The sequence below is a fragment of the Nocardioides dokdonensis FR1436 genome (genome assembly GCF_001653335.1).
Taxonomy (GTDB): domain Bacteria; phylum Actinomycetota; class Actinomycetes; order Propionibacteriales; family Nocardioidaceae; genus Nocardioides; species Nocardioides dokdonensis.
Genome location: NZ_CP015079.1, coordinates 1,706,292 through 1,726,923, shown reverse-complemented (window position 1 = coordinate 1,726,923; position 20,632 = coordinate 1,706,292). Strand labels below are relative to the sequence as shown.

13 protein-coding genes and 1 pseudogene are annotated in these 20,632 nt (G+C 73.2%); 10 read left to right on the top strand and 4 right to left on the bottom strand.

Annotation, left to right across the window (positions count from 1 at the left end):
- Positions 1 to 27: 27 nt before the first annotated feature.
- From I601_RS08160 to I601_RS08150, 3 genes are all read left to right on the top strand, one after another.
- The gene (locus I601_RS08160) at positions 28 to 525 is read left to right on the top strand and encodes a MarR family winged helix-turn-helix transcriptional regulator (RefSeq protein ID WP_068108087.1); all 498 of its coding nucleotides are present in this window, start codon (positions 28 to 30) and stop codon (positions 523 to 525) included.
- 88 nt (positions 526 to 613) lie between these two features.
- Positions 614 to 3,838 (top strand): fused isobutyryl-CoA mutase/GTPase IcmF, encoded by a 3,225-nt coding sequence (icmF, locus tag I601_RS08155; protein ID WP_068108082.1) that lies wholly within the window; start codon positions 614 to 616, stop codon positions 3,836 to 3,838.
- 164 nt (positions 3,839 to 4,002) lie between these two features.
- Complete coding sequence (locus I601_RS08150; RefSeq protein WP_157520491.1) at positions 4,003 to 4,743, top strand: helical backbone metal receptor; 741 nt, start codon at positions 4,003 to 4,005, stop codon at positions 4,741 to 4,743.
- A gap of 116 nt (positions 4,744 to 4,859) precedes the next feature.
- Here the strand turns inward: I601_RS08150 and I601_RS21675 are convergent.
- Positions 4,860 to 5,786 (bottom strand): annotated as a pseudogene (locus I601_RS21675) (acyltransferase family protein); the annotation flags it as partial.
- A gap of 240 nt (positions 5,787 to 6,026) precedes the next feature.
- On the opposite strand from I601_RS21675, the gene I601_RS08145 reads away from it, so the two are divergent.
- The 6 genes from I601_RS08145 (at position 6,027) to I601_RS08120 (ending at position 13,083) form a co-directional block, all read left to right on the top strand.
- Positions 6,027 to 6,827: a sigma-70 family RNA polymerase sigma factor gene (locus I601_RS08145; protein ID WP_068108078.1), complete on the top strand. Its 801-nt coding sequence runs from the start codon at positions 6,027 to 6,029 to the stop codon at positions 6,825 to 6,827.
- Positions 6,828 to 7,000: 173 nt separating this feature from the next.
- Positions 7,001 to 7,966, top strand: coding sequence for a MerR family transcriptional regulator (locus I601_RS08140; protein ID WP_084527337.1), 966 nt, complete (start codon positions 7,001 to 7,003; stop codon positions 7,964 to 7,966).
- A gap of 253 nt (positions 7,967 to 8,219) precedes the next feature.
- On the top strand, positions 8,220 to 8,903 hold the full coding sequence (locus tag I601_RS08135; protein WP_068108075.1) for a response regulator transcription factor: 684 nt from the start codon (positions 8,220 to 8,222) through the stop codon (positions 8,901 to 8,903).
- Positions 8,904 to 9,177: 274 nt separating this feature from the next.
- The gene (locus I601_RS08130; protein WP_068108073.1) at positions 9,178 to 10,191 is read left to right on the top strand and encodes an extracellular solute-binding protein; all 1,014 of its coding nucleotides are present in this window, start codon (positions 9,178 to 9,180) and stop codon (positions 10,189 to 10,191) included.
- A 28-nt stretch (positions 10,192 to 10,219) separates the two neighbouring features.
- Entirely contained in the window at positions 10,220 to 11,959 is a 1,740-nt protein-coding gene (locus I601_RS08125; RefSeq protein WP_068108071.1) for an ABC transporter permease, read from the top strand.
- Positions 11,956 to 13,083: an ABC transporter ATP-binding protein gene (locus I601_RS08120; protein WP_068108069.1), complete on the top strand. Its 1,128-nt coding sequence runs from the start codon at positions 11,956 to 11,958 to the stop codon at positions 13,081 to 13,083. The genes I601_RS08125 and I601_RS08120 overlap by 4 nt, the downstream gene beginning before the upstream one ends.
- 50 nt (positions 13,084 to 13,133) lie before the next feature.
- Here I601_RS08120 and I601_RS08115 read toward each other — a convergent pair whose 3' ends face one another.
- Positions 13,134 to 15,779: an AMP-binding protein gene (locus I601_RS08115; protein WP_157519969.1), complete on the bottom strand. Its 2,646-nt coding sequence runs from the start codon at positions 15,777 to 15,779 to the stop codon at positions 13,134 to 13,136.
- Between the two features lie 231 nt (positions 15,780 to 16,010).
- Here I601_RS08115 and I601_RS08110 point away from each other — a divergent pair, with 231 nt between their 5' ends.
- Positions 16,011 to 17,165 carry a GerMN domain-containing protein gene (locus I601_RS08110; RefSeq protein ID WP_068108068.1) on the top strand — a complete coding sequence of 385 codons (1,155 nt, stop codon included), beginning with the start codon at positions 16,011 to 16,013 and terminating at the stop codon, positions 17,163 to 17,165.
- 86 nt (positions 17,166 to 17,251) lie between these two features.
- Here the strand turns inward: I601_RS08110 and ppsA are convergent, their stop codons facing one another.
- Both ppsA and I601_RS08100 read right to left on the bottom strand, forming a co-directional pair.
- Positions 17,252 to 19,687 (bottom strand): phosphoenolpyruvate synthase, encoded by a 2,436-nt coding sequence (gene ppsA / locus I601_RS08105; protein ID WP_068108066.1) that lies wholly within the window; start codon positions 19,685 to 19,687, stop codon positions 17,252 to 17,254.
- Entirely contained in the window at positions 19,684 to 20,553 is an 870-nt protein-coding gene (locus tag I601_RS08100) for a pyruvate, water dikinase regulatory protein (RefSeq protein ID WP_068108063.1), read from the bottom strand. Before I601_RS08100 ends, ppsA begins: the two co-directional genes overlap by 4 nt.
- Between the last annotated feature and the right edge of the window lie 79 nt (positions 20,554 to 20,632).

The following is a 20,632-nucleotide window of genomic DNA, read 5'->3' as shown; positions in this document are numbered from 1 at the left end:
TTCTGTGGACTGCCAGACTGCACCGCCATGAGCGAGCGCGACCCGATCCGGGAGGCCCACCGACAGTGGGTCGCCCACGGCTGGCCCGAGGCCGCCGACGGGATGGCCCTGGTCACCTCGGTGGTGCGGGTGCAGCAGCTCCTGTCCAGCCGCATCGAGGCGGTCCTGCGCCCCCTCGACCTGACCTTCGCCCGCTACGAGGTGCTGCGACTGCTGTCGTTCTCCTCGGCCGGCCGGATGCCGATGATGCGCCTGGGCTCGCTGCTGCAGGTCCATCCCGCCTCGGTCACCAGCGCCGTGGACCGGCTGGAGAAGCAGGGCTTCGTACGCCGCGAGCGCGGCGACGGCGACCGGCGCGTGGTGCTCGCCGAGATCACCGACGAGGGTCGCGCCGTGGTCGAGCGGGCCACCGCCGGGCTCAACATCGAGGTGTTCAGCTCCCCCGGCATCGGGCCGGACGCCACGGCCACCCTCACCCGGCTGCTCGGCGAGCTGCGCGCGAGCGCGGGCGACCAGGTCGACTGACTACCGCCGCGTAGGGGTTCCGGGTCGCCCGGGGATGTCCTATCCTGAGTTAGTTGGACGTCCAACTAACTTCCCCGGAGCGCACCTGATGAGCGACCTGCACCGTCCCACCCACCCGATCCGCCTCGTCACGGCGTCGAGCCTCTTCGACGGCCACGACGCCTCGATCAACATCATGCGGCGCATCTTCCAGAGCCAGGGCTGCGAGGTGATCCACCTCGGGCACAACCGCTCGGTGGCCGAGGTCGTCGACGCCGCGCTCGAGGAGGACGTGCAGGGCGTCGCCGTGTCGTCGTACCAGGGCGGGCACATCGAGTACTTCGAGTACCTCGTCGAGTCGCTGCGCGCCCAGGGCGCCGGCCACGTGAAGGTCGTCGGCGGGGGCGGCGGCGTCATCGTGCGCGACGAGATCCAGCGCCTGCGCGACTCCGGGGTCACCATCTTCTCGCCCGAGGACGGCCAGCGGATGGGCCTGGTCGGGATGATCAACAGCGTCGTCGCCGACTGCGACCACGACCTGTGGGAGGCCGGCGCGGTCACCGCCGAGCAGGTGCTCAGCGGCGACCGCTTCGCCGTGGCCCGCGCCATCACCGGCGCCGAGCTCGGCCGGCTCACCGGCGTCGAGCTCGAGGCGATCCAGCAGGCCGCCGCCCGCAGCCACGCCCCCGTCCTGGGCATCACCGGCACCGGCGGCTCGGGCAAGTCCTCGCTGACCGACGAGCTCGTGCGCCGGTTCCGCGCCGACCAGCAGGACAAGCTGCGGATCTGCGTGATCGCGGTCGACCCGACCCGGCGCAAGGGCGGCGGGGCGCTGCTCGGCGACCGGATCCGGATGAACAGCCTCGACGGCGACCGCGTCTTCTTCCGCAGCCTGGCCACCCGCGGCGCCCACGAGCTGCCCGACCACCTGCCCCTGGTCATCGACGTCGCCAAGGCCGCCGGCTTCGACCTGGTGGTCGTGGAGACCCCCGGCATCGGCCAGGGCGACGCGGCGATCGTGCCGTTCGTCGACACCGCGATGTACGTGATGACCCCCGAGTTCGGCGCCGCCAGCCAGCTCGAGAAGATCGACATGCTCGACTTCGCCGACACCGTCGCGATCAACAAGTTCGAGCGCCGCGGCGCCAAGGACGCGCTGCGCGACGTGGGTCGCCAGCTGGTGCGCAACCGCGAGGCGTTCGGTCAGCAGCCCGACCAGATGCCGGTCTTCGGCACCAGCGCCGCGACGTTCAACGACGACGGCGTCACCGCCCTCTACCAGCACCTGCGCGGCGTCCTGGTCGAGAAGGGCCTCCCGACCCAGGAGGGCACCCTGGCCCCGGTCGAGGTCAAGCACTCCTCGGGCATCCGCGCCGTCGTCCCGCAGGACCGGGTGCGCTACCTGGCCGAGATCACCGAGACCGTGCGCGGCTACCACGCCCGCACCGAGGAGCTGGTCCAGGCCGCCCGCCGCGTGCAGCGCCTGGAGGCGGTCACCGCCGAGCTCGAGGACCACGACGCCGGCGACGTCCCGGCGCTGCTGGAGAAGGCCCGCAAGCAGCTCGACCCCCAGGTCGCCGGCCAGCTCGAGGAGTGGCCCGCGGTCGTGGAGTCCTACTCCGGGGACGAGCAGGTCGTGGTGGTGCGCGACAAGGAGATCCACACCGCGCTGACCCGTGAGTCGCTGAGCGGCAACAAGATCCCCCGCGTCGCGCTGCCGTCGTACGACGACCACGGCGAGCTGGTGCGCTTCTGGCGCCGCGAGAACCTCCCGGGGCTCTTCCCCTTCACCGCGGGTGTCTTCAAGTTCAAGCGCGACGGCGAGGACCCGGCTCGAATGTTCGCCGGCGAGGGCGACCCGGCGCGCACCAACCGCCGGTTCAAGATCCTCTCCGCCGACGGCGACGCCAAGCGGCTCTCCACCGCCTTCGACTCCGTCACCCTCTACGGCCGCGACCCCGACGAGCGCCCCGACATCTACGGCAAGGTCGGCACCTCCGGGGTCTCGGTCGCCACGCTCGAGGACATGAAGGTGCTCTACGACGGCTTCGACCTCGTGGCGCCGAGCACCTCGGTGTCGATGACGATCAACGGCCCGGCCCCCACGGTGCTGGCGTTCTTCCTCAACACCGTCATCGACCAGCAGGTCGACGCCTTCCGCGAGCGCGAGGGCCGCGAGCCCGACGAGGACGAGACCGCGATGCTCGCCGCCCACGCGGTGGCGAGCGTGCGCGGCACGGTGCAGGCCGACATCCTCAAGGAGGACCAGGGCCAGAACACCTGCCTGTTCTCCACCGAGTTCTCGCTGCGGATGATGGCCGACATCCAGGAGTGGTTCATCGAGAAGCAGGTGCGCAACTTCTACTCGGTCTCCATCTCCGGCTACCACATCGCCGAGGCCGGGGCGAACCCCATCAGCCAGCTCGCGTTCACCCTCGCCAACGGCTTCACCTACGTCGAGGCCTACCTCGCCCGGGGCATGGACATCGACGACTTCGCCCCGAACCTGTCGTTCTTCTTCTCCAACGGCATGGACCCGGAGTACTCCGTCATCGGCCGCGTCGCCCGCCGGATCTGGGCGGTGGCGATGCGCGACAAGTACGGCGCGTCGGAGCGCTCGCAGAAGCTGAAGTACCACGTGCAGACGTCGGGTCGGTCCCTGCACGCCCAGGAGATGGACTTCAACGACATCCGCACCACGCTGCAGGCGCTGATCGCGATCTACGACAACGCCAACTCGCTGCACACCAACGCCTACGACGAGGCGGTCACCACCCCCGGTGAGGAGTCGGTGCGCCGTGCCCTGGCGATCCAGCTCATCATCAACCGCGAGTGGGGCCTGGCGATGAACGAGAACCCGCTGCAGGGCTCCTTCATCATCGACCAGCTCACCGACCTGGTGGAGGAGGCGGTGCTGGCGGAGTTCGACGCGATCAACGAGCGCGGCGGCGTGCTCGGCGCGATGGAGACCGGCTACCAGCGCGGCCGCATCCAGGACGAGTCGATGCTCTACGAGCACCGCAAGCACGACGGCTCGCTGCCGATCGTCGGCGTCAACACCTTCCTCGCCGAGGTCAAGGACGACGCCACCCCGCAGCACGTGGAGCTGGCGCGCGCGACCGACGAGGAGAAGGAGTCCCAGCTGCGGCGGGTGCGTGACTTCCAGGGACGGCACGAGACCGAGGCCGCCGAGGCCCTGGACCGCCTCAAGGCCGCCGCCACCTCCGGCGAGAACGTCTTCGCGGTCCTGATGGACGCCGCCCGCGTCTGCTCCCTGGGCCAGGTGACCGAGGCGTTCTTCGAGGTCGGCGGGGCCTACCGCCGCAACGTCTGACCACCCGCGACCCGGCCCAAATATCCCCCCGACCTGGCCCATATGTCCCTGCGAGTCGGCGCAGATGTGCGCCGGGTCGGCGCGACATCTGGGCCGGGTCACGGTGACATCTGGGCCGGGTGGGCGCGACATCTGGGCCGGGTCGCGATGATGAGCGGGTGAGCATGGACGATCTGGGCACGACGTACGACGGTCCGCGGCCGGCGCGGCGGGTGGTCTCGCTGGTGCCGTCCCTGACCGAGGCCCTGGTCTCGGTCGACCGGGGCGCGGTGGTGGGGGCGACCGAGTGGTGCACCCACCCCGGGGACCTCGACGTGACCAGGGTGCGGGGCACCAAGAACCCCGACCTGGCGGCGGTACGGGCCCTGGAGCCCGACGTCGTCGTGGTCAACAAGGAGGAGAACCGCGAGCTCGACGTACGCCGCCTGCGTGCCGCGGGCGTGCGGGTCTGGGTCACCGACATCGAGACGGTCCCGGGGTCGGTGACCTCCATGGAGCGACTCCTGGACGGGATCGGCTGGCAGCGTCCGGCATGGCTGGCACGCGCCCGTGAGCTGTGGTGCGGCCCGCTGCCGCCGGTGACCCGACGCGTGGTGGTGCCGATCTGGCGCGACCCGTGGATGGTCGTCGGCCCGGCCACCTTCACCAGCGACCTGTGCCGACGGCTGGGCTGGGAGACGCTGCCCGCGCAGGGCGACTCCCGCTACCCCGCGATGACGGTCGAGGAGATCGACGCGCTGGGCGCCGACGCGGTGCTGCTGCCGGACGAGCCCTACGAGTTCACGGCGGACGACGGCCCCGAGGCGCTGCGCTCGCCCAGTGAGCTCGTCGACGGCCGGATGCTCACCTGGTACGGCCCCTCGCTGGTCGACGCGCACGCCTCGGTGGAGCGCCGCGACGCCTGACCCGACCGGGTCGCCGGAGCCGGACGGGGGTGCGGACGCCGCTGCGGCAGCGCGAAGAGCCAGGTCGCCCCCAGTCGTAGCAGCACGGCGTGCGCCCCGAGCGGGACCAGCACCGCGATCGCCGTGACGACGACCGGGTGGAGCACGCCGCGCAGCACCGAGCCGCTCTCGAGGTCGAGGACGGGCGGCAGGTGCAGCAGGGTCGCGAGCACCGCGGTGTGCATGACGTAGACCGGCAGCGTGCGCCGCCCGATCCAGGCCAGCACCTGCGCCGGCCGGGTGGTGCGCGCCAGCACCACTGCGGAGCGCACCCCGAGCGGGACGCCGAGCCCGCTGGCCAGCAGCAGGTAGACCCCGGTGGGCAGGTCGAGCTGCCACAGCAGCACCGTGAACCCGACGTACGCCGCGGCGAGCACGGGCAACGGGACCGGCGCCCGCTCGGCCACGCGGCGCACGACCTGCGGGGCCAGCGCGCCGAGCGCGAAGTAGGTGAAGTGGAAGAGCACCGAGAAGCGGTTCCACTCCTGGATGCCGAGCTCGGAGGAGACGACCGAGAGGGTGACGGCCCCGGAGAGCACCCAGGTGGCGGGCAGGGCGGAGAGCAGCCGCGCGAGCAGGAAGTAGACGGCGAGGGCGTAGAGGAACCAGGTCCCGGTCGAGGCCCAGACCAGGTCGGTGCCGAGCTCGCCGAGGTCCTGGGTGCGGTTCATCGGCAGCAGCCGCTCGACGGAGAAGAACGCGCCGAGCAGCAGCAGCCACACGACGTAGGTGTAGTAGGGCGTCAGCGCGCGACGCCGCACCTGGACCCACGGCCGGTGCACGGCGCGGGAGGCGACGAAGCCGCTGAGCACGAAGAAGAGCGGCATCCGCACCGGCTTGAGCGCGGTGGTGACCACGTCCCAGCCGCCGACCACCCCGGCCAGCGCCTCAGGCGCCTCCATCGGCAGGTTCTTGACCACCGCGTGGTGCAGCACCACGAGCAGGATGCTCACGCCCTTGGCGACGTCGATCCACCGCTCCCGGGATGCAGCGGCTCCCGCCACGGGGGTGGCTGCTGGGGTCGGGGCGTGGCGTTGCACGGATCGAGTGTTCCGGGCGCGGCGGCGCCGGTCCGCATCCCGACCCCCCTTCGTGACGGAGTTCACGGGCGCTCGGCGATGCCCGCGGGCAAAGTTTCTCAGCCAGGTTGTAGAAGGCTTGTAGAACCTTGTGTAGGTTTGTGTTGAAGACCCGGCTCCACCTCACTCGCAGCACCAGCGCCCGGCGCGGAAGGCAGCACAGCCATGACGACCACCACCCTCGAGGAGCGACGCGGCTCCTTCCGCACCTCCGACGCCGAGCGCTCGGCCGCCACCACCGCCCTGCTCGCCCGTGCCCACGCGAGCGACGACGCGGCCCTGCGCCGCGAGTGCCTCGACGAGGTCGTGCGACTGAACATGCGCGTCGCCGAGGCGCTCGCCCGGCGCTTCGCGCGCCGCAGCGTCCCCCTCGAGGACCTGACCCAGATCGCCTACCTCGCGCTGGTGCGCGCGGTGCGCGGCTTCGACCCCTCGCACGACCGCGACCTGCTGGCCTACGCCGTCCCGACCATCGAGGGCGACATCCGTCGACACTTCCGCGACCACGGGTGGACCATCCGCCCGCCCCGGGACGTGCAGCGCGCCCACACCCGCCTGGTGCGCACCGGCGCCAGCCTCGACCGCTACGACAGCCCGATGCTGGAGCACCTCGCCACCCAGGTCGAGGAGTCGGTCGAGGTGGTGCGCGAGGCGCTCACCGCCCGCTCCTGCTTCTCCCTGCTCTCCCTGGACCAGCCGGCCTCGACCGCGGACGGGGACGGTCCGACGACGGACGTGGTCGACGACGGAGACCGCACCCAGGAGCAGTCCGAGGCCCGTCTCCTCCTGCGGCCGCTGATGGCGGCCCTGGGCAGGCGTGAGCAGCAGATCCTGCAGTGGCGCTTCGTAGACGAGCTCTCCCAGCGCGAGATCGCCGAGCGGCTCGGTCTCTCCCAGGTCCAGGTCTCCCGCCTGCTGCAGCGGGTGCTCACCCGGATGCGCGGCGCGCTCGACGAGGCCTGCTGAGCCGACTCCCCCGGTCCAGGTCGCGGCCCGGGTCCGGCCCAGGCCCGGCCCGGGTCCGGCCGCAGCCTGTACGAGGTTCGTGCAGGGTTCCCGGCCCCCGTGGTAGAGAGAGGTCCTCACATCTCAGCGCCCCGGGCGACGCCCGAGCGGGACCACGGACGGACGGTGCGGCCATGACGACCTCGGGACCGCCTGCACCCCCGCCCGAGGACCGCGGCGCCGGCGCAACGGCTCCCCGGTGGCGGATCGGCGTGCTGGCTGCCCGGGTGGGTGTCTCGGAGACCCTGCTGCGCGCCTGGGAGCTGCGCTACGGACTGCTCAGCCCCACCCGCACCGACTCCGGCTACCGGCTCTACGGCCCCGAGGACGAGCGTCGGGCCCGCGCCATGCAGGACGCCCGACGCCGCGGGGTACCCGCCGGGGAGGCGGCCGCAGGGGTCCTGGCCGCGGAGCGCTCCCCCACGGGCGCGCCCGGCCGGCACCCCGCGGCGTACGCGACCAGCGAGTCGCTCGACGCGCGCCGCACCCGCAGCGAGCTCGAGGCGGCGATGGTCGCCTACGACGCCACCTCCATGCACGCCGTCCTGGACCGGCTCCTGGCCCAGGTGTCGGTGGAGGCCGCCATCACCGAGGTCCTCCTGCCCTTCCTGTCCGGCGTCGGTGACGGCTGGGCAGCCGGCGACTTCAGCGTGGCCGACGAGCACTTCGCCAGCGACCTGGTGCGCTCCCGGCTCGCGGCCCTCTCGGTCTCGTCCGGCTCCCGCAGCGGTCCCGTCGCCCTGCTCGCCTGCCTGCCGTCCGAGACGCACGACATCGGGCTCAAGGCCTTCGAGGTGGTGCTCCTGCGCGCCGGGTGGCGCACCCGGTTCCTGGGTCCGCGCACCCCGCTGCGCTCCCTGGAGGTCGCCGCCGAGGTCATCGAGCCCGACCTGGTGGTCGTGACCGGCACCACGGCCAGCGCCTTCGACCTGACCGCCGAGGACGGCCCGGTGGTGGCCCGGCTCGGCCGCCTCGCCCGCGTCGCCCTGGCCGGCCACGGCGCCGACGCGGCGACCGCGGCCCGCTGGGGCGCCGAGCTGCTGCACGGCGACCCCGTCGCGGCAGCCCGCGCCCTGGTCGGCAGCGCCCGCGCCCGCTGACCTCGCCCCCCTCTCGGCCCCCGTCGGCCTCCTGCCGACCCCCTGTCCGCCAGGGTCCCGAGGCCGGTCCTGCGTCGAGCGAGGCGCGAGCATGCCCGCAGCACGAGGCGCCAAACATCCGGTCACCCGGAGGGGTGGAAAACCCGGTTCGGACGATTGAACGCTGGACGATCCGGATATGGAGTGGGAGCAGGCAGTTCGGCGCCCACCGCGCCAGACCCACCACCAGTCGACTTCCCAGAGGTGTTCGAAGATGACGCACGAGACCGCCGCTCCACTGACCATCACGATGGTCGACGACCACGACATCGCCGTCGCCGGCCTGCAGGCCCTCCTCACGCCGTACGCCGACCGGGTGCGCCTGGTGGACATGCGCGAGGCCCTGGCGCACCCCGAGGACCTCGACGTGGTCCTCTACGAGCCCGTCGACCAGTCCGCCTTTGGTGCCGCGATGCTGCGCGACCTGCAGCGCTCGGCCCAGGCCCACCCCGTCGTCTTCAGCTGGGCCGCCAGCGACCGGCTGCCGGTGTCGACCGCCAACCCCTACCTCCCCAAGACCCTCACTGCCGCCCAGCTCGTCGTCGCGCTGGAGGACCTGGTCTCGGGCCGCCGCGTCCCCGACGCGCCGGTGCAGGAGAAGGTCGTCGTCGAGGAGGCGCCCGCCCCGGCGCCGCTGCGCCCCGAGGCCCCGGCCGGGAGCCGCCTGACCCCGCGCGAGCTCGAGATCCTGACCCTCATCACCGCCGGCATGACCAACGGCGAGATCGTCGAGAAGCTCAACCTGAGCATCAACTCGATCAAGACCTACATCCGCCAGGCCTACCGCAAGATCGACGTGGAGCGCCGCACCCAGGCCGTGGCCTGGGGCATGGCCAACCAGCTCACGGTCGAGGAGACCCCCGAGGTCGTCGAGGTCGAGGCCTCGCTGGCCGGCTGATCCACCCGGTCGCACCGGGCGCGCACGACTGGCGCACCCGGCGCGACCGAGCACGACCCGCACGGGCGGGGGCGTCGGACCCACACGGTCCGGGAGGAGCGCCCCCGCCCGCGGTGCGTTCCGGACCGGGGGCTCGGACGGCCACCCGGAGGGTCGCCCGCCGTCCTGCTGAGCGGCCAGGGTTCGGCGTGGATTGGAGGGGAAGGTTAGCCTTACCAACACATCCCGGACCCGGTCCGCGGCCCCTTCCCCGGCCACCCCTTGGAGATCTCGCGTGAAGCGCACCGCCCTCGTCCTCGCCACCGCCGCCACACTCGCCCTCAGCGGCTGCTCCGCCCTCGGCGGCGGCGACGACGCCGACCTCCAGATCTACACGGCGCGGCACTACGACCTCGAGGAGGCCTTCGCCGAGTTCACCGACGAGACCGGCATCACCGTCGACTTCCTCGCCGGCGACGACGCCGAGCTGCTCGAGCGGCTCAAGGCCGAGGGCGACTCCACCCCCGCCGACCTCTTCATGACCGTCGATGCCGGGATGCTGTGGAACGCCGCCGAGCAGGGCGTCCTCGAGCCGATCGACTCCCCGGTCCTCGACGAGGCCGTGCCGAAGGACCTCCGCGACCCCGACGGCGAGTGGTACGGCCTCGCCATGCGGGCCCGCACCATCGTCTACGCCCCCGACGCCGTCGACCCTGCCGACATCGACAGCACCGACAGCTACGCCGCGCTCGGAGACCCCCGCTGGAAGGGGCGCGTGTGCATGCGCGACGAGACGGCGTCGTACACCCAGAGCCTGGTGGCCAGCCTGATCGACCTGCACGGCGAGGAGCGGACCCAGGAGATCGTCGAGAGCTGGGTCGCCAACGACGTGCAGATCATGAGCAACGACGTCGAGCTGCTCGAGGCGATCGACGCCGGCGGCTGCGACATCGGGATCAGCAACCACTACTACCTGGCGCGGATGCTGGAGGAGGACCCCGACTTCGACGTCGAGCTCTTCTGGGCCAGCCAGGACGGCGACGGCACCCACGTCAACATCTCCGGCGCCGGCCTGATCGCCGGCACCGACGCCCCCGAGGAGGCCCAGCAGCTGCTCGAGTGGCTGGCCACCGACGGGCAGAGCGCCTTCGTCGACGCCAACCACGAGCTGCCGGTCAACCCCGACGTCGAGCCCGAGCCGCTGGTGGCCTCGTTCGGCACCTTCGACCGGATGCCCGTCGACGCCCGGGCCTACGGCGCGCTGAACGCCGACGCCGTCGCGCTGCTCGACCGGGCCGGCTACCGGTGATCCTGCCGCCGCACGCGGCACCCGCCTCGTGAGCGTCCTCGCGCGAGGCGTCGGGCGACCGGGCTGGTCGCTGGCCGTCGTCCTGGTCGCCCTCGTCGTGGCGAGCCCCGTGCTCGCCGTGGCGGGCTACGCCCTGGGCCAGGGATCGTCGCTGCAGATGCCCGGCGGGGTGGGCGCGATGGTGGCCACCACCCTGGGCCTGCTGCTGCTGGTCGCGGCCGGCACCGCCGTGCTCGGCACCGGGCTGGCCTGGCTGGTCACCGCCTACGAGTTCCCGATGCGCTGGGCACTGAGCTGGCTGCTGGTGCTGCCGCTGGCCATGCCGGCCTACATCCTGGGCTTCGTCTTCCTCTCCACCTTCGACTACGCCGGCCCGGTGCAGAGCACGATGCGCTCGCTGCTCGGCGCCGACGCGGGCCCGCTGCCGGTGCGTTCGCTCGGCGGCGCCGCGATCGTCCTGGTGCTCACGCTCTACCCCTACGTCTACCTGCTGACCCGCGCCGCGTTCCTCGAGCTCGCGCCGACGGCGTACGACGCCGCGCGCACCCTGGGCGCCTCGCGGGCGCGCGCCTTCCGCACCGTGCTGCTGCCCCTGGCCCGCCCGTCGCTGGCGGCCGGCCTCGCGCTGGTGACCATGGAGGTCCTCACCGACTTCGCGACCGTGCAGTACTTCAACGTGCGCACCGTCTCGGTCGGGGTCTACCTGACCTGGAAGGGCACCTACGACGTCGGCTCGGCCATCTCGCTGGCCGTGCTGGTGCTGGTCTTCGCGGTGGCCGTGCTGGCCGCCGAGCGCGGGCTGCGGGGGCGGGCGCGCTACCACCAGAAGGGCGGACGCGGCCGCGGCCTCGAACGGCGCCGGCTGACCGGCTGGCACGCGGGGGCGGCCACCGCGACCGGTCTGGCCGTCGTGAGCGCGGCGTTCGCGCTGCCGGTCCTGCGGCTGGTCGTCTGGGCGGTCGCCGCGCTCGGCGCCGACCCGGCCGCGGCCCTCGACGCCCGCTTCGTCGACAACCTGACCAGCTCGCTCGTGGTCGCCGCGATCGCCGCCGTCGTGTGCGTCCTGGTCTCGCTGACCATCTCCCACGCCCTGCGCCTGGGCGGCGGGCGCGTCGTGCGCGGCGCGGCCCAGGTCACGACCTTCGGGTACGCCGTGCCCGGCGCCGTCGTCGGCATCGGCGTCCTGGCCGTGTTCGCCGGCGCCGACCGGGCCCTGGTCGCGCTCGGCTTCGAGAACGGCACCGGGCTGCTGGCGACCGGGTCGGTCCTCGGCATCCTGGTCGCCTACGTCGTGCGGTTCACCGCGCCGGCGTACCAGGCGGTCGAGGCGAGCTTCTCGCGCGTCTCCCCCAGCGTGAGCGCCTCCGCGATGACGCTCGGCGCCGGGCCCGGGCGGTTGCTGCGCCGGGTGCACCTGCCGCTGGCCCGCTCCGGGGTGGCGGTGGCCGTGACCCTGGTGCTGATCGACGCGGTCAAGGAGCTGCCGCTGGTGCTGATGCTGCGCCCCTTCGGGTTCACGACGCTGTCGGTGTGGGTCTACGAGCTGGCCTCGGAGAACTTCTGGGAGCGCGCCGCGCTGCCCGCCCTGCTCATCGTGCTCGTCGCGGTGGTCCCGGTCGTGCTGACCTTCCGCGCCACCGGCACCCGGGCCGGGCCCGACGCCGGTGTCCCGCCGACCCTCCCACCCGCCCTGGCCCCCTCGGTGGCACCGCAGATGTCGACCACCCTGACCCTCGACGAGGACGCGACAGGCAGGATGGCGCCATGACGAGCACCCGCACGAGCGCCCCGGTGGGCGCCCCGACCGGCCCGCCCGCCGGTCCGGTGCTGGCGCTGAGCGGGGTGACCAAGAGCTACGGCTCCCACCCGGCGGTGTGCGGCGTCGACCTCGCGGTCTCCCCCGGCGAGGTCGTGACCGTCATCGGGCCCTCGGGCTGCGGCAAGTCGACGCTGCTGCGCCTGGCCGCCGGCCTCGAGCGACCCGACAGCGGCGAGGTCCGGGTCGGCGGACGGGTCGTGGCCGGCTCGACCTGGGTGCCGCCCGAGCGTCGCCGCGTCGGCATGGTCTTCCAGGACCACGCGCTCTTCCCGCACCTCGACGTCGCCCACAACATCGCGTTCGGCCTCGACGAGCTGCCCCGCTCCCAGCGGGCCGGCCGGATCGCCGAGGTCCTCGAGCTGGTCGGCCTGGGCCACCTCGGCCAGCGCCACCCCCACGAGCTCTCCGGTGGCGAGCAGCAGCGCGTGGCGCTGGCCCGCGCGCTCGCGCCGCGACCGACCGTCGTACTGCTCGACGAGCCGTTCTCCTCCCTCGACGCCAACCTGCGCACCCAGGTGCGGACCCAGACCCTGGCCGCGCTGCGCGAGACCGGCAGCGCGGCGATGGTGGTGACCCACGACCAGACCGAGGCGCTGTCGATGGGTGACCGGCTCGCGGTCCTCAAGGACGGCGTCGTGCGCCAGGTGGGCACCCCGAGCGAGGTCTACGAGTCACCCAGCAGCCGCTTCGTGGCCAGCTTCATGGGCGACGCCGACTTCCTGCCCGCGCACGTGCGCGACGCGCTGCTGACCTGCGAGATCGGGGTCGTGTCCACGGTCCCCGGGTGGGGCCACACCGACCTCGACGTCGAGGTGATGCTGCGTCCGCACGAGGTCGCGCTGCGCGTCGACGGCACCTCGCACGACGTGGTCGAGCGGGTGGAGTACCACGGCGCGTTCGTGCTGCACCACGTCCGGCTCGCCTCGGGCCGCTCGGTCCGCTCGTGGCAGCAGCACGGCGTCCAGCACGCGCCGGGCACCCCGGTCGCGGTCTCGGTCGTCCCCGGCTCGCGCCCCGTGCTCCTCGTCGGCGAGGACGCGGTCAGCGCTCCGCCGGTCGGCGCCCGCCGCTGACGCGACCCCGGCCGGGCACGGCACCCCGATCGGGCGACACCTGCGCCGGGTCAGCGCGACATCTGCGCCGGGTCAGCGGGATATCTGGGCCGGGTCAGCGCGACATTTGCGCCGACTCGGCGGAGGTGGCGTTCGAGGTGCTGCGCGACCCGCCACACCGCGACCCCGACGACCAGGCTGAGCAGCGTGGCCAGGGCGGGGTGGTCGACCTCGAGGTGCGGGTAGACCTGCCAGTGGGTGAGGTAGATGTAGAGCGAGGCGCCCGCCAGCGTCGCGACGACCCGGGCCAGCGGGCCCGGCAGGCGGACCTGGCGCGACCAGGTGAGCAGCAGCAGCCCGACGACCACGGCGGCCGAGCGGGCGTCGTCGCCGAAGAAGCCCGGCACCGTGGCCACGGCCAGGGCCGAGACGACCAGGCGGTGCGGCGTGGTGCGGGCCCGGGCCACGGCCCAGCCCAGGGTCAGCAGCCAGGCGACCACGGGCGCACGGTGGATGACGTCGCCCTCAGGCAGCCAGACGAGCTCGTAGCGCGGCAGCAGCGCGACCAGGGTCAGCGCCACGGGGAACCAGAACGGCCAGCGTCGCTCCGCGCGGTCCAGGGCCGGCACCGACACGAGCGCCGCCACGACCAGCACCAGCAGCACGAGCGCCTCGAGGAACCAGTGGTGCCACGCGGGCTCGGTCCAGCCCGGGGGGCCGACGAAGCCGTTGACCAGGAGCACCGTGGGCCAGGGGTAGGCGCCGAGCAGCAGCGCGGCCCCGCCGATCCAGGCCACGGCCGGCACGGCGACCCGCGCCGCCGCGGCCACCAGGGCCCGGGCCCGGTCCCGCCGGGAGACGTCCCCGAGCGCGAAGCGGGCCAGGTTGAAGCCGGCCAGCGCCAGCAGCAGGTGGGCGCCGCCGAGCAGGGTGAGGAGGTTGGCGTGGGTGCCGACGACGGCCACGATCGCGACGGCGCGCAGCACCACGTTGGTCTCGAGGCTGCGCCCCCGGCGGGCCCGGGCACCGGCGCCGGCCTGCAGGTCGGCGACCGTGCGCAGGTGCCAGTCGGCCGGCAGGTGGCCCAGCACCTCCTCCAGCTGCAGCGAGGTCTCGACGTAGGTCAGCGAGTCACCGCCGAGCCCGGCGAAGGTGTCGTCGTCGCCGACCCGGCGGCCCAGCACACCGCCGAGCACGTCGCGGACGGTCCGGGGTGCGGCCGGCGGGTCCCCCTGCAGCGGAGCCGCCGGACGTGGCGTCCCCAGCGCGGCCACCGCGCGGTGGTCGGGCTTGCCCGTGGCCAGGCGGGGCAGCGCCTCGACGGCGTGCACGTCCACGGCGGCGGCCGGCAGCCCGGTGAGGTCGACGACCTGGCGGCGTACGCGCGCTCGCAGCCGGGCGGCGCCTCCGCGGGCGCGCGGCTCGACCGCGACCACGACCCGCTCGGCGGCCCCGTCGACCGGAGCGGTGCCGGCCACCAGGGCCCGGGCCCCGGTGTCGACCAGGGCCCGCTCGACGCGGTCGAGGTCGATGCGCAGCCCCAGCACCTTGGCGGTGCGCGACAGGCGCCCGACGATCTCCCAGAGACCGTCGTCGGCGCGACGGGCCAGGTCGCCGGTGCGCAGCCGGGTCAGCTCACGTCCGTCGGCGAGGTCGCGGGGGTGCTCGGCGTAGCCGAGCATCACGTTGGGGCCCTCGTAGACCAGCTCCCCGGTCCCCGCGGGCGCGCCGGGGACCTCGAGCAGGTCGAACCGGCCGCCGGGGACCGGCACGCCCACGGCGCCGGGTCGGGTGGCGGCGAGGTCGGGCGGCAGGTAGGCCATCCGCGCCGTCGCCTCGGTCTGGCCGTACATCACGAAGAGGTCGAAGCCGCGGCGCTGGCCGATCTCGGCGTAGGTCCGCACCCGCTCCGGGGCCATCGCGCCGCCGGCCTGGGTCAGGTAGCGCAGCGAGTCGGGTGCGACCGTCTCGAGGCCCACCCGCTCCAGCAGCTCGAAGGTGTGCGGCACCCCGGCCAGCGACGTGGCGCCGTGCTCACGGGCCGCGGCCCAGAAGCAGGGGTCGACGACCGACGCCTCGCTCATCAGCACCCCCGCGCCGCGCAGCAGGTGGCTGTGCAGCACCGACAGCCCGTAGCAGTAGTGCAGCGGCAGGCTCAGCGCCGCGAGGTCGTCCTCGCGCAGCGGCAGGTAGGCCGCGATCGACTCGGCGTTGGCCTGCAGGTTCTCCGCGCTCAGGCGCACCAGGCGCGGCGAGCCGGTGCTGCCGGACGTCGAGAGCAGCACCGCGAGCTCGGGGTGCAGGTCGTGGGCGGTGCCGGCGCGGCGCTCCTCGATCTCCGCGCCGCGCGCCACCACGTCCACGTCGTACGCCGCCCGGGTCGCGGCGACCACGTCGGGCCGGGCCGCGTCGACGACGACCACGGGGTGCGCGCCGGCCAGGGCGGCGAGGTAGGTCACCACCGACTCGACGTCGGAGGCCATCTCGAGCAGCACCAGGCGGCGCTCGGTCCCCAGGCGTCGTGCGCGCTCCTCGACGAGCCGGGCCAGGTCGGCGTACGAGACGGTGCGGGCGCCGTGCACCAGGGCCCGGCGCGAGCCCCAGCCGGCGAGGGCGCGGGCGAAGGGCACCCCACCCGCGGGCAGCGGGCCGGAAGGCGCGCGCGACGACGCGCAGGGTCCCGGGGGGTACGCCACGGGATCGGGGGCCAGGGTCACCCGTCGATGGTAAGGCAAGCCTCACCTATGTACGACTTCGCCTGTCCTGTGAGTGGGACCGGGGTCGTCCGTTCGGTCACACCGGGGCCGTTCCGCTGACAGGGTCGCCGGCCGCCGTAAGCATGGGTCTTGGCCGGCCCGGGAGGGGCCGTGCCCGTCCCGCGCCCGACTTGGGTCGACACCGGGCGCAACGGGGCGAGCCACTGATGTCGGACCGAGGGAGCACCATCCATGAGCAGCACCCGATCCACCACCCCCCAGCCGGCCACCGCGCGCAGCCTGCCGCGCCTGGCCGCCAGCGCCGCCACCGTGCTGGCCCTGACCGCCGGCGGCCTGGCCGTCACGGCCGGCGGCGCCACCGCCGAGACCGCCCCCCGGATCTCCTCGGCCGCCGTCGCCGGCACGTCGCTGGACCACGCCGGCGAGCGCCGCGCCACCACCTGTGCCGATGCCAAGTCGGACGTGCGCAAGGCCAAGAAGTCCCTGAGGAAGGCCAAGAAGGCCAAGACCAACAAGGCGAAGAAGGTCAAGCGCGCCAAGAAGCGCGTCAAGAACCGCAAGAACCGCCGCAACAAGCTGTGCTCCGACACCGGCTCCAACCCCGGTCAGGTCCAGGACCAGATCGACCAGGACCAGGACCTCCTGGGCGCGCTGCCCCTCGGCAGCCTCGGCGCCCTCCTGCCGGCCGAGCTCGCCGGCCAGCTCAACGCGGTGACCGCGCAGCTGCAGGGCCTGCTCTCCGGGCTCGAGAGCCAGGTCCCCGGCGCCGACGCGGGCCAGCTCACCGAGATCCTGGCAGCGCTGCAGGCCATGGACGTGCAGGCGTTCTCGGCCGCGGTCCAGGCTCTGCTGGAGCAGCTCAGCTCGGGCGGCGCCGACCCCGAGGCCGTCACCGCCGTGCTGACCACGCTGCTGGGCGGCCTGCCCGGCGGCAGCAGCATCCCCGGCGCCGACCTGGGCCAGCTCTCCGGCGCGCTGTCGACGCTGCAGGCGGCCCTGTCGGGCTTCGACCCGTCGATGGGCCCGGCCGCGTTCGCGACCGCGCTCCAGCAGCTCGTCGCCTCGCTCACCGCGCTCGGCGGCCAGGTCGAGGGCACCCCGCTGGCCCCGCTGCTGGAGCTGTTCTCGCAGCTCGAGGGGCTCGGCGCCTTCAGCGCCGGCGACCCGACCGAGATCTTCGCCGGCGTCCTCGAGGCGCTGCTGAGCGAGCTCGGCTCGGCCGACTTCCTCGACCAGCTCAGCGAGGTGCTGAGCACCGGCGGGCTCGGTGGCCTCCTGGGCTCGCTCGGCGACCTCCTGGACGACATTCTGGGCGGCCTGCTCGGCGGTCTGCTCGGCGGCATCTTCGGCGGCGGCGGCCTCCCGTTCCCGAAGAGCACCGTCTGACCTGCGGCACCACCCGCGGCACGAACGCTGCCCCGGCCCGTGCGGGCCGGGGCAGCGTCATGTCCGGGGATGTCGGGGCGGGTGCGTCAGGGGGTCTCGACGCCGCCGAGCCGCAGCCAGGTGCTGACGACGGTGTCGGGGTTCAGCGACATCGACTCGATGCCCTGCTCCAGCAGCCACTGCGCCAGGTCCGGGTGGTCGGAGGGGCCCTGGCCGCAGATGCCGACGTACTTGCCCTGCTTCTTGCAGGCCGTGATCGCCAGCTCGAGCATGTGCAGCACGGCCGGGTCGCGCTCGTCGAACCCGTCGGCCACCAGGGCCGAGTCGCGGTCCAGGCCCAGCGTCAGCTGGGTCATGTCGTTGGAGCCGATCGAGAAGCCGTCGAAGTGCTCGAGGAACTGCTCGGCGAGCACCGCGTTCGAGGGCACCTCGCACATCATCACGACCTTGAGGTCGTTCTCGCCGCGCACCAGGCCGTTCTGGCCGAGCAGGTCGATCACGCCGCGCGCCTCCTTGAGGGTGCGCACGAACGGGATCATCACCCACACGTTGGTCAGGCCCATCTCGTCGCGCACGTAGCGCAGCGCCTCGCACTCCATGGCGAAGCACTCGGCGAAGTCCTCGGAGAGGTACCGCGACGCGCCGCGGTAGCCGATCATCGGGTTCTCCTCCTCGGGCTCGTAGCGCTCGCCGCCGACGAGGTTGGCGTACTCGTTGGACTTGAAGTCGCTCATCCGCACGATGACCGGGTTCGGCGCGAAGGCCGCACCGATGGTGGCCACGCCCTCGGCGACGCGCTGCACGAAGAAGTCGCGCGGCGAGGGGTAGGCCGCGATCATGTCCTCGATCTCGGCGCGCAGGTCGTCCTGCAGCGCGCCCGGGTCGTCCTGCAGCTCGAGCAGCGCGCGGGGGTGGATGCCGATCTGGCGGTTGATGATGAACTCCAGCCGGGCCAGGCCCACGCCCTTGTTCGGCAGCCGCGAGAAGGCGAACGCCTGCTCGGGGGTGCCGACGTTCATCATGATCTTCACGGGGATCTCGGGCAGCTCGTCGAGCTCGGTGCGCTCGACGCTGTAGTCGAGCAGCCCCTCGTAGACCACGCCGGTGTCGCCCTCGGCGCAGGTGACCGTGACCTCGCGGCCGGCCACCAGCTCGCGGGTGGCCGCGCCGGTGCCGACGACGGCGGGGATGCCGAGCTCGCGCGCGATGATCGCGGCGTGGCAGGTGCGCCCGCCGCGGTTGGTGACGATCGCCGAGGCGCGCTTCATGATCGGCTCCCAGTCGGGGTCGGTCATGTCGGCGACCAGCACCTCGCCGGGCACGAACTCGTGCATCTGGTCGATGGTCGTGAGCACCCGCACAGCGCCCGAACCGATCTTCTGCCCGATCGCACGACCCTCGACGAGCACCTCGGCGGCCTTCGTCACGGCCGGCTCCATGGTGTAGCGCTCCAGCGCGCCGGTACGCCGCGACTGCACCGTCTCGGGGCGGGCCTGGAGCACGTAGAGCCGGCCGTCGACGCCGTCCTTGCCCCACTCGATGTCCATCGGGCGCCCGTAGTGCTCCTCGATGGTCAGCGCGTGCCGCGCGAGCTCGGTGACCTCGTCGTCGGTGAGGCTGAGCAGGCGGCTCTGGGCCGGCTCGACGTCGACGAACTCGGTGGTGCGACCCACGGCGGTGTCCTGGGTGTAGACCATCTTGGTGGCCTTGGCGCCCACGCTGCGCTTGAGCACCGCCGGACGGCCCGCGCGCAGGGCGGGCTTGTAGACGTAGAACTCGTCAGGGTTGACCGCACCCTGGACGACGCCCTCGCCGAGGCCGAAGGCGGAGGTGATGAAGACGGCGTCGGTGAAGCCGGACTCGGTGTCCATCGTGAACATCACGCCGGAGGAGCCGATGTCGGAGCGCACCATCCGCTGCACGCCGGCGGAGATGCCCACGGCGTCGTGGGCGAAGTCGTGGTGCACGCGGTAGGCGATGGCGCGGTCGTTGTAGAGCGAGGCGTAGACCTCGCGGATCGCCTGCAGCACCGCGTCGATGCCGCGGACGTTGAGGAACGTCTCCTGCTGGCCGGCGAACGAGGCGTCGGGCAGGTCCTCGGCGGTCGCGGAGGAACGCACGGCGAAGGAGGGCGCGTCCGCGCCCGCGCTGGTCGACTCCTCGACCAGGGTGTCGTAGGCGGCGCGCACCTCGGTCTCGAGGTCCTCGGGGAACGGCTGACCCACGACGGCCTCGCGGATCTCCTTGCCGACCTCGGCCAGGCGGCGTACGTCGTCGGTGTCGAGGTCGCGCAGCAGCCCCGAGATCCGCTCGGCGAGGCCGGTGTCGCCGATGAAGCGGTGGAAGGCCTCGGCGGTGGTCGCGAAGCCGTTGGGCACGCGCACGTCGAGGTCGGTGAGGTGGGAGACCATCTCACCGAGGGAGGCGTTCTTGCCGCCGACCTGCTCGAGGTCGGAGAGTCCCAGGTCGGAGAACCACCGGACGTTGCTCTGCTGGTCGGTGCGGGCGGACTGCTCGGTCATGCGGGGTTCTCTTCCTGGTGACGGCGGACGCGTTCGGCGGTCTTCGCTCGGATCTTGCGGGTCTGCAGGATCAGCGCGCAGATCTCCTCGACCGACTTGGCCGAGGAGTCCACGGTGGGCAGGCGGTTGCCCTCGAAGAGGGACTTGGCGCGGCGCAGCTCCCACCGGCACTGGTCCATCGAGGCGTAGCGGGACCCGGGTCGGCGCTCGTTGCGCACCCGGCTGAGCCGGTCCGCCGTCGTGGTCAGGCCCCAGCAGCGCTCGACGTACGGCGCGATGGCGGCGGGCAGCTCGGAGCGCTCGAGGTCCTCGTCGACGAGGGGGTAGTTGGCCACGAACAGCCCGTGCTGCAGCGCGAGGTACATGCTCGTGGGGGTCTTGCCGCAGCGCGAGGGCGCCAGCAGGATCACGTCGGAGCGGTCCAGCGCGCGCAGGCTCTGCCCGTCGTCGTGCTCGATGGCGAACTCCACCGCGGCCATCCGGCTGTTGTAGCGCTGGACGTCGCCGACACCGTGCAGCCGGGCCGCCTCGCGGCGCCCGGTCATGCCCAGCACCGACTCGACGCGCTGCATGTGCATGCCGAAGAAGTCGATGAGCGGCGCGCGCGTGCAGTTGAGCTCCTCGCGCACCACGTCCTCGGCCGCGGTCGTGAAGACCAGCGGCGTGACCGGACCGTCCATCAGGCCGTCGAGCATCGCGACCACCTCGCGGGCGTGCTCGACGGTGGCGATGAACGGGATGGTCGTCCGCTCGAACTTGGTGTCCGGGAACTGGATGAGCAGCGCGTTGCCCATCGTCTCGGCGCTGATGCCGGTGGAGTCGGACAGGAAGAAGACCGGCACCACCGGGTCGACCAGAGCGCTCATCCCTCCACCTCCTGACCACCTGCAGGGCTCACTCGACCCTGGCCCGCACCGTAGCGCCTGCCGGGGCCGGGTGCGCGCC

Bases quoted from the DNA above. Each gene is read 5' to 3' on its own strand.
- I601_RS08140 (WP_084527337.1), top strand. From the start codon at position 7,001: ATGACGACCTCGGGACCGCCTGCACCCCCGCCCGAGGACCGCGGCGCC.
- icmF (WP_068108082.1), top strand. From the start codon at position 614: ATGAGCGACCTGCACCGTCCCACCCACCCGATCCGCCTCGTCACGGCG.
- I601_RS08160 (WP_068108087.1), top strand. From the start codon at position 28: ATGAGCGAGCGCGACCCGATCCGGGAGGCCCACCGACAGTGGGTCGCC.
- ppsA (WP_068108066.1), bottom strand. From the start codon at position 19,687: ATGACCGAGCAGTCCGCCCGCACCGACCAGCAGAGCAACGTCCGGTGG.
- I601_RS08135 (WP_068108075.1), top strand. From the start codon at position 8,220: ATGACGCACGAGACCGCCGCTCCACTGACCATCACGATGGTCGACGAC.
- I601_RS08110 (WP_068108068.1), top strand. From the start codon at position 16,011: ATGAGCAGCACCCGATCCACCACCCCCCAGCCGGCCACCGCGCGCAGC.
- I601_RS08145 (WP_068108078.1), top strand. From the start codon at position 6,027: ATGACGACCACCACCCTCGAGGAGCGACGCGGCTCCTTCCGCACCTCC.
- I601_RS08150 (WP_157520491.1), top strand. From the start codon at position 4,003: ATGGACGATCTGGGCACGACGTACGACGGTCCGCGGCCGGCGCGGCGG.
- I601_RS08100 (WP_068108063.1), bottom strand. From the start codon at position 20,553: ATGAGCGCTCTGGTCGACCCGGTGGTGCCGGTCTTCTTCCTGTCCGAC.
- I601_RS08120 (WP_068108069.1), top strand. From the start codon at position 11,956: ATGACGAGCACCCGCACGAGCGCCCCGGTGGGCGCCCCGACCGGCCCG.